This is a genomic window from Bacillus sp. SIMBA_031, assembly GCF_046535225.1.
GTDB lineage: Bacteria > Bacillota > Bacilli > Bacillales > Bacillaceae > Bacillus > Bacillus velezensis.
In genome coordinates this window covers 1-230 of the sequence record NZ_JAWRXC010000760.1, presented here as the reverse complement: position 1 = coordinate 230, position 230 = coordinate 1, and the positions used below count along the sequence as shown (strand labels likewise).

Here is a 230-nt window from a genome sequence, read left to right as displayed (position 1 = left end):
AAGACGATCGCCTGCAGACCTTCGTGCTCGGACCCGGTTTCGGCATCGGCGAGCAGGCGAGGGACTATGCCGCCGCACTCAGCGACCGCCATCTGGTTCTCGACGCCGATGGCATCACCTCGTTTCGCCAGGAGCCGAAGCGGCTGTTCGACCTGTTCGCCGGCGGCGAGACGCGTCTGGTGCTGACGCCGCATGATGGTGAATTCGCTCGGCTGTTTCCCGATATCGCC

1 protein-coding gene is annotated in these 230 nt (G+C 64.8%); it reads left to right on the top strand.

The window, feature by feature from the left end:
* The coding region (locus tag SB724_RS22100; RefSeq protein ID WP_410573260.1) for an NAD(P)H-hydrate dehydratase at window positions 1-230 on the top strand (230 nt) is incomplete at both ends.